Genomic DNA, 7560 nt, shown 5'->3' on the forward strand with positions numbered 1-7560 from the left:
TACATGACCGCTCCAGACCCACGCCGTCGTCGCCATTTTGCCTCTTGCCTAAAAGGGGCCGTCCATACATGACGAAAGCGTGGTGCCCGCGAGTTGGCTCCGCTCGCGCAACCCTCTTGCGATCCGCCGCGACTTTGAACAGTCTGGGCATGCGCGGCAATTGGGGGATGGGCAATGCGCGGCGAAGTTCTTCACTATGACGAGCATCAGGGCTTCGGTTTCATCGCCGGTGCCGACGGCAAGCGCTACAGCTTCGCGCGCGAGAACCTGCGCCGCGAGATGGCGCTGGCAAGGGGCGACGCGGTCGAATTCCAGCCGAACGGCGATCGGGCAAGCAACATCTTTTCCGTCCGTGCCCGTATGACCGGCCCGGCGGAGAGCGCAGCTCCTGCCGCGGCGGCAGCAGTCCAGCTGCCGGGCAACGCACCGGCGGCGCCTGTGCATTTTGGCCGCAGCGCCGAGAGCGGGTCGGCGGAATCCACCAGTATATGGAGCTATTTCTGGCGCGGCCTCACGACGAATTACATCAACGTCTCCGGCCGGGCCCGACGCAAGGAGTTCTGGGGCTTTTGCCTGTTCTGGACGATCGGACTCGCCGTCGCCATCGGCGTCGGGCTGTCCGTGGACCTGTCGCGAGGCGATGTCGAGGGCGGCGGCGACACGCCGATCGTCATGCTCGGCCTCTTCGGTCTTTACGTGCTGCTGACGTTCCTGCCGTGGGTGGCGCTTATCGTGCGCCGCCTGCACGATCTCGGCCTGACCGGCTGGCTCGCGATCCTCTGCTTCGTGCCCTATGTCGGCGGGCTCGCCACGCTCGTCTTCGCGCTGATCCCCACCCAGGCCGCCGACAACAAGTGGGGGCCGGTGCCGGCCGGCGTCAGATTTTAGCAGCCGTCCTCAGCGCCTCGCCCGACAGCCTGAGGAAGATCTTTTGCCCGTGGCGCTCGGCGCCGAGCCGGGCGTAGAAGCGCAGCGCACCCTCGTTCCAGTCCTCGCTGGTGAGGTCGATGCGGCCGATGCCCTTGTCCAGGCAATGGCCCGCAAGAAAACTGACCAGCGCCTCGCCGACGCCCCTATTGCGGGCGCTCTCACGCACGAACAGGTCCTTCAAAAACATCAGCCGTTCGAGATCGATGCCTGGATGCGCGATCGCGACCGAAGCAAGGCCGGCCACCTCGCCACCCGCGAAGGCCAGCGCGAAATGCGGATAGGCCGGGCTTTCGTCGCCGAGCCACTGCCTCGCCGAGGCCGCCGCCCGGCCGTGATCGAGCGGCGCCTGCCGATAGTGCGTCGCCATCTCGCAAAGCACGGTGGCGAGCGCCTCGGCGTCTTCGGTCGTCGCCCAGCGGACGTCGACCGCCATCTGAGCTAGCCCAGGAACTTGGCGATGATGGCGTCGCCCATCTCGACCGTGCCAACCTCGCTCATGCCTTCGGACATGATGTCCTTGGTGCGCAGCCCGTCGTCGAGCACGGCGGCGATCGCCGCCTCGAGCTTGTCGGCTTCCGCCACCATGCCGAAGGAATAGCGCAGGCACATGGCGAAGGACGCGATCATCGCGATCGGATTGGCGATGCCCTTGCCGGCGATGTCGGGCGCAGAGCCGTGCACCGGCTCGTAGAGCGCCTTGCGCTTCTTGGTCTTGGCATCCGGCGCGCCGAGCGAGGCCGAAGGCAGCATGCCGATCGAGCCGGTGAGCATGGCGGCGATGTCGGAAAGCATGTCGCCGAATAGATTGTCGGTGACGATGACGTCGAACTGCTTCGGCCAGCGCACCAGCTGCATGCCGCCGGCGTCGGCCAGCATGTGGTCGAGCTTGACGTCGCTGTATTTGGCCTTGTGCGTCTGGCTGACCACCTCGTTCCACAGCACGCCCGATTTCATGACGTTGCGCTTTTCCATCGAGGTGACATGATTCCGGCGCGTCCGCGCCAGCTCGAAGGCGACGCCGGAAATGCGCTCGATCTCGAACGTGTCGTAGACCTGGGTGTCGATGCCGCGCTTCTGGCCGTTGCCGAGATCGATGATCTGCTTCGGCTCGCCGAAATAGACGCCGCCGGTGAGCTCGCGCACGATCAATATGTCGAGGCCTTCGACCACCTCCTGCTTGAGCGACGAGGATGCCGCGAGCGCCGGATAGCAGATCGCCGGACGCAGATTGGCGAACAGCTCCATGTCCTTGCGCAGGCGCAAAAGCCCGGCCTCGGGGCGTACCTCGTAAGGCACCTTGTCCCATTTCGGCCCGCCGACGGCGCCGAACAGCACAGCGTCCGCCGCCATCGCCTTTTCCATGTCGGCGTCGGAGATCGCCGCGCCATGCGCGTCGTAGGCGCAGCCGCCGACCAGCCCTTCGTCGGTGGCAAAGCCGCTGCCGAGCTTCTTATTCATGGCGCCAATCAGCTTCTTCACCTCGGCCATGGCCTCGGGGCCGATGCCGTCGCCGGCGAGCAGGAAGAGATTTTTCGAAGCCATGGAGAACCGTCCGGAAAGAGAATTGAACCGCGGTCTTGCTAAACGCCAAGCGGGCTGGGCGCAAGGGTACGAGCGCCGAGATCCTTCACACCCCCTCTGTCCCGCCGACGTCTCGCAAAGCGCCAACGAGAGATGCCCTCACCGATGCGACAGAATATTCACCAGCCGGCCGAACGGGTCGCGCACATAAAACCGCCGCACGCCCCAGGGCTCGTCGGCCGGACCATATTCGATGATAAAGCCCGCCTTGCGCATGAGGTCGAGCGCGTCATCGACATCGTCGACCTCGATGGACAGATCCGGCACCGGCGTGCCAGAGCCGCCTTGCGACATGAAGCTCATCTGCACCCGCATCGTTTCCCCGGAACCGTAGGTTACGATCCAGCCTTGATCCATCAGCACGTCGAGACCAAGAACGTCCTCATAGAAGCGTTTCGCCGCCGCGACGTCTGGCGTTTCGACGTTGGCGACAATGCGCCTGACCTTCACCATGGGTCGATCCTCGCGTCACGCTGTCGTTGTCCCCAGCCGCTTCGCGCTTGGCGCGGCAGGCATCAGGCCGTGCGCCGGAGCGCCGTCACCTCGATCTCGATCTTCATCTCAGGCTTGTTGAGTTGGCAGACGATCATCGTCGCCGCCGGGCGGATATCGCCGAACATCTCGCCGAGGATCGGAAAGACAACGTCAACATAGGCCTGGTCGGTGATATAATAGTGCGCCCGCACCACATCGGCCATGTCGAAGCCGCCGTCGGCAAGCGCCTTGGCGATTGTCGCAAGGCAATTGCGCGTCTGCGCCTCGACCGTCTCGGGCATGGTCATGGTGGCATAGTCGTAGCCGGTCGTTCCCGACACGAAACACCAGTCGCCCTGCACCACCGCACGCGAATAGCCGGCGGTCTTTTCGAAGGGGGAGCCGGTGGAGATGAGCTTGCGCATGGGAGCCTCGCGATCATTTCGAAGCATTCTTAACGGGAGAGGCGAGCCAGTCGTGAGCCAGAGAGCATTAGGCTGGCGGTGCAAAACTTTGATGCTGGCGGGACAGCACCCCCCTCTGGCCTGCCGGCCAGAGGGGGGTGGGAAGGATCGCGGCGATGATCATTTTCCGTTGGTACACGACCTCACGGCCGGCACCACTGCCGCGAACCTAATTCCCTGATCCCTGCGCCTCGTCCAGCACCTTCTTGATATCCGCCGGCCAGCTCTTGACGTCGGGCCAGGCTTGCGGTTCGCCATTGTCGCCGCGGCGGGCGAAATAGACCTGATGCTTCGCCGGGTCGACCGCCATGAAGCCGTCATTGCCGCCGCAATCATGCGGCACGCAGCCGCTGGCGTAGAAGGCGCCCGACGCCGTCTTCTCGGTGCCGCCGCCCACCAGCAGGCTGGTCGCCACGTCGGGCATGTCCTTGCCGAGCAGCGCTTCGGCCGCCTTGTAGACGGCCTCGTTGTGGAACGCGTCGATGATGTTGTCGTATTTCGACGGATCGACATCCTTCCAGTCGGTGCCGGGTTCCGGCGTGTAGGTGAGGTTGCCGGACGTCGTCAGCCCGCCGGTCGGTGACCATTGCAGCGCCGGCCTCGTCTCCCCCGGCAGCAGATAGGGCACGTAGTAGATGGCGCTGTCGGAAACCGCGACCGGCGGCGCGCCGCACTCGTCCTGCTCGACGGTGACAGTCTGGATCTCGCCGCCCTCCGTCTTCCAGGCGATGACGCTGGCCGGGCCGCATTGATTGCCGCCATCGCCGACATCGAACAGCGCGACCTTGACGCCGCCGACCTCGACGATCTTCTCGAAGAAGACGTCGTAATTGCTGGCGAGCTCTTTGCCGTCATAGGCCAGCACCTTCTCGCCATACTGTTCCTGCTGGGTGATGGTGAACTGCCCGCCTTCGAAGGGGATCGGGCCCTGCTTTTCCTCATCCGACGCGGCCTGGTCGTCAGCCGATCCCTGATCGGCGGCACCCTGGCCGGCGGTGGACTGGTCGGACGCCGCGGGCGCCGGCTGCGTGGCCGGGGCGTCGGTCTGCGCATTGGCGCCGGCCAGGGCCAGAAGGATTGCCGCCGAGGCGCAGGCGCCGGCCAGAAGCGAGCGTGTCATGACTGTCCCTCCCATTCAGCCGCCACGAGCCCGGCCGGCGAAGCATGTCTCCCGAAAGGGGGTACCGGTTTCGGGCAAAGACATGCGCAAATTCAAATGGCCGGGCCTATCCGTTCGTGCCGCTCAGGCCCAGGGGCGCAGCTCGGCGTTCTTCTTCTCGAACGAAGCGATGGCGCCGGCCTTCTCCATGGTCAGCCCGATGTCGTCGAGGCCGTTGAGCAGGCAGTGGCGCTTGAAGTCGTCGAGGTCGAACTTGACCACGCCGCCATCCGGCCCGCGGATTTCCTTGGCCTCGAGATCGACCGACAGCGTCGCGTTCGAGCCGCGCGAGGCGTCGTCCATCAGCTTGTCCAGGTCTTCCGGGCTGACTGTGATCGGCAGGATGCCGTTCTTGAAGCAGTTGTTGTAGAAAATGTCGGCGAACGAGGTCGAGATCACGCAGCGAATGCCGAAATCGAGCAGCGCCCAGGGCGCGTGCTCGCGGCTCGAGCCGCAGCCGAAATTGTCGCCGGCGACCAGGATCTGCGCCTTGCGGTAGGCGGGCTTGTTGAGCACGAAATCCGGATTTTCCGAGCCGTCGTCCTTGTAGCGCATCTCGGCGAACAGGCCGGTGCCAAGCCCGGTGCGCTTGATCGTCTTCAGGTAATCCTTCGGGATGATCATGTCGGTGTCGATGTTGACGATCGGCATTGGCGCGGCGACGCCGGTGAGCTTGGTGAATTTGTCCATGGTCCTTGCCCGTCTGGTTCTGCGGGAATTGCTGGCGCACGGTTTACACAAAGCGACTGGCAAATGAAAGGCAGCTGTTGGCAGTTGAGTTTGGGCCATTGGACGCAAGACCAGCATCGCCTGCTTTCAAAACGCCGATCGATCTGGCACCTTGGCGGCATGGCAGCGACTTCCAAGGTCCTCTACGCAAGCGAGCCCAAGCTCGATGTGGCCGAATTCCGCCGCGTGCTGGTGGAATCCCGCCTCGGCGAAACGCGGCCGGTCGATGACGAGACCCGCCTGAAGACGATGCTTGCCAACGCCAGCCTTGTCCTGACGGCGCGGCTCGATATCGAAGGCAAGCCGCTAGTCGGCATTGCCCGCGGCGTTACCGACTTCTCTTGGGTCTGCTACATTTCCGAGCTCGCCGTGTCCGCCTCGGCGCAAGGGCTCGGCATCGGCAAGGGCCTGATGGACGAGGCGCGCCGCCAGCTCGGCCCTGCGGTCGGCATCGGCCTGATCTCGATGCCCGACGCCGTCGGCTTCTACGAGCGCATCGGCATGAAACGCATGACCGACGCTTTCTGGTTCTCCCGCAAGCACTGATCTGAACCGCCATCGATATCGGAGCCGATTCCTGCCTGGAACCGGCAAGGGGTCCACGATTGGCCACACGGCCGCCGGTCGTATCAGGGGTGGGCCGCATGGGCGAGCCGGATCGACCCGCTGTTCAAATGCGGAGGCGCCTCAAGACATGCACAATCCGGCAAGCAGCAATCAGGCGGCAGAATATTTTCGCCACTGCTTGACATGCAACCAAATGGTTGCATATTAAAGCCATGAGCATGGATGCCGTCTTTCGCGCTTTGGCCGACCCGACCCGCCGGCAATTGCTGGACAGCCTCTATGCCCGGAACGGGCAGACGCTGAATGCGCTGTGCGAACGGATGGATATGACGCGCCAGGCGGTGACCAAGCACCTGGCGATCCTGGAAGAAGCAAACCTGATCAGCACCGTCCGCAACGGGCGCGAAAAGGAGCACTACCTCAACCCGGTTCCGATCAACGAGATCGCCGAGCGCTGGATCGGCAAGTTCGAGCGCCATCGGCTGGATGCATTGAGCGAGCTGAAGAAACGACTTGAAAGGGAAGACCCATGAGCGACAACAGCTTCGTCTATGTCACCTATATCCGCACCACGCCGGAAAAGCTTTGGACGGCGCTGACCGACCCTGAGTTCAACCGGCAGTTCTTCCTCTGCTCCTACCAGGAGAGCGACTGGAAGGTGGGCTCGAGCTGGAAGCTGGTCTTCCCCGACGGCCGCGTCGCCGACTCGGGCGAGATCCTCGAGATCGACCCGCCAAGACGCCTGGTCATCAAATGGCGCAACGAATGGATGCCCGAGGTGAAGGAGGACGGCTACACCCGCTGCACCTTCACCATCGAGCAGGATGGCGAGCTTGTGAAGCTCGCCGTCACCCACGAGGCCGACGGCCCGCACCGGCTGATCGCGAATGTCGCCAAGGGCTGGCCGCTGGTGCTGGCGAGCCTGAAGAGCCTGCTCGAGACCGGCAAGGGTTTCGAGCGCCCGCCGTCAAAGGGCTGAGCCTCGTTCGATATCGAACAACCGCTGGGGAGGTTGCAATGATGCTGCCGCATAACTGGCCGCGAGCCATGGCGAACGCCGAGACGGTCATGGCCGCGGCCGAAATCCTCGCATCGCCGGAGCAGGTCCTTGCGGCGCTGGTCACCACTGACGTCGAGCGCTGGTGGGGTTCACCGGAGACCTACCGGATGACCGGCTGGACCGCCGATCTGCGCGTCGGCGGGACTTGGAACGTCACCGTACGGACAGCCGACGGCAGGCGCCTGCCCGCCGGCGGGATGTTCCTCGAGATAGAGATGCCGCGCCGTATCGTGCAGACGAGGCGCTATGACTGGGATCACCCGACGCTCGGCCGGAACGAAACGACGGTCGCCTATCTGCTGGAGCCGACCGCTGGCGGTACGCGGCTCACCATCTGCCATGGCGGATTTGCAGGGTTTGCCGATGCAGCGGCAGAGCACGCCGAGGGCTGGGCGCGGGTGCTTGGGTGGCTGCAAAGCTATTTCGGCGAAGGACGGCGGGCGGCCTAGCGCGAGCGCCCCTTCCCCCCTTGTGGGGGAAGGTGGCTCGGCGCGCAGCGCCGAGACGGATGAGGGGTGTTCCAGCGGAGTGAGACGTCGGCTTTCCCTGGAACACCCCTCATCCGTCGCCTTCGGCGACACCTTCTCCCACAAGGG

At 64.5% G+C, this 7560-nt stretch carries 11 protein-coding genes; 5 read left to right on the forward strand and 6 right to left on the reverse strand.

The genetic code is table 11. The features are described 5' to 3' along the window. Positions 1-174 precede the first annotated feature (174 nt). Positions 175-888 carry a DUF805 domain-containing protein gene (locus tag P9236_RS30475; protein ID WP_278078183.1) on the forward strand — a complete coding sequence of 238 codons (714 nt, stop codon included), beginning with the start codon at positions 175-177 and terminating at the stop codon, positions 886-888. Here the strand turns inward: P9236_RS30475 and P9236_RS30480 are convergent. The 6 genes from P9236_RS30480 to leuD form a co-directional block, all read right to left on the reverse strand. Further along, positions 878-1363 carry a GNAT family N-acetyltransferase gene (locus tag P9236_RS30480; protein WP_278078184.1) on the reverse strand — a complete coding sequence of 162 codons (486 nt, stop codon included), beginning with the start codon at positions 1361-1363 and terminating at the stop codon, positions 878-880. The genes P9236_RS30475 and P9236_RS30480 overlap by 11 nt on opposite strands. Positions 1364-1368: 5 nt before the next feature. Further along, positions 1369-2472 carry a 3-isopropylmalate dehydrogenase gene (gene leuB / locus P9236_RS30485; protein WP_278078185.1) on the reverse strand — a complete coding sequence of 368 codons (1104 nt, stop codon included), beginning with the start codon at positions 2470-2472 and terminating at the stop codon, positions 1369-1371. A 138-nt stretch (positions 2473-2610) separates the two neighbouring features. Continuing rightward, a complete protein-coding gene (locus P9236_RS30490) occupies positions 2611-2961 on the reverse strand; it encodes a VOC family protein (RefSeq protein WP_278078192.1) in 351 nt (116 codons plus the stop codon). 65 nt (positions 2962-3026) lie between these two features. Further along, positions 3027-3410, reverse strand: a complete 384-nt coding sequence (locus tag P9236_RS30495; protein WP_278078186.1) for a RidA family protein — start codon at positions 3408-3410, stop codon at positions 3027-3029. A gap of 208 nt (positions 3411-3618) precedes the next feature. Continuing rightward, the gene (locus tag P9236_RS30500; protein WP_278078187.1) at positions 3619-4569 is read right to left on the reverse strand and encodes a hypothetical protein; all 951 of its coding nucleotides are present in this window, start codon (positions 4567-4569) and stop codon (positions 3619-3621) included. Between the two features lie 123 nt (positions 4570-4692). Next, a complete protein-coding gene (leuD, locus tag P9236_RS30505) occupies positions 4693-5298 on the reverse strand; it encodes a 3-isopropylmalate dehydratase small subunit (RefSeq protein ID WP_278078188.1) in 606 nt (201 codons plus the stop codon). A gap of 159 nt (positions 5299-5457) precedes the next feature. Here leuD and P9236_RS30510 point away from each other — a divergent pair, with 159 nt between their 5' ends. From P9236_RS30510 to P9236_RS30525, 4 genes are all read left to right on the forward strand, one after another. Continuing rightward, positions 5458-5883 (forward strand): GNAT family N-acetyltransferase, encoded by a 426-nt coding sequence (locus P9236_RS30510; protein ID WP_278078189.1) that lies wholly within the window; start codon positions 5458-5460, stop codon positions 5881-5883. Positions 5884-6122: 239 nt separating this feature from the next. Beyond that, positions 6123-6437 (forward strand): metalloregulator ArsR/SmtB family transcription factor, encoded by a 315-nt coding sequence (locus tag P9236_RS30515; protein ID WP_278078193.1) that lies wholly within the window; start codon positions 6123-6125, stop codon positions 6435-6437. Then, positions 6434-6883 (forward strand): SRPBCC family protein, encoded by a 450-nt coding sequence (locus P9236_RS30520; RefSeq protein WP_278078190.1) that lies wholly within the window; start codon positions 6434-6436, stop codon positions 6881-6883. The genes P9236_RS30515 and P9236_RS30520 overlap by 4 nt, the downstream gene beginning before the upstream one ends. A 38-nt stretch (positions 6884-6921) precedes the next feature. Then, entirely contained in the window at positions 6922-7413 is a 492-nt protein-coding gene (locus P9236_RS30525) for an SRPBCC domain-containing protein (RefSeq protein WP_278078191.1), read from the forward strand. Positions 7414-7560 lie beyond the last annotated feature (147 nt).

This window comes from Mesorhizobium sp. WSM4884, from assembly GCF_029625675.1.
In the GTDB taxonomy this organism is placed as follows: domain Bacteria; phylum Pseudomonadota; class Alphaproteobacteria; order Rhizobiales; family Rhizobiaceae; genus Mesorhizobium.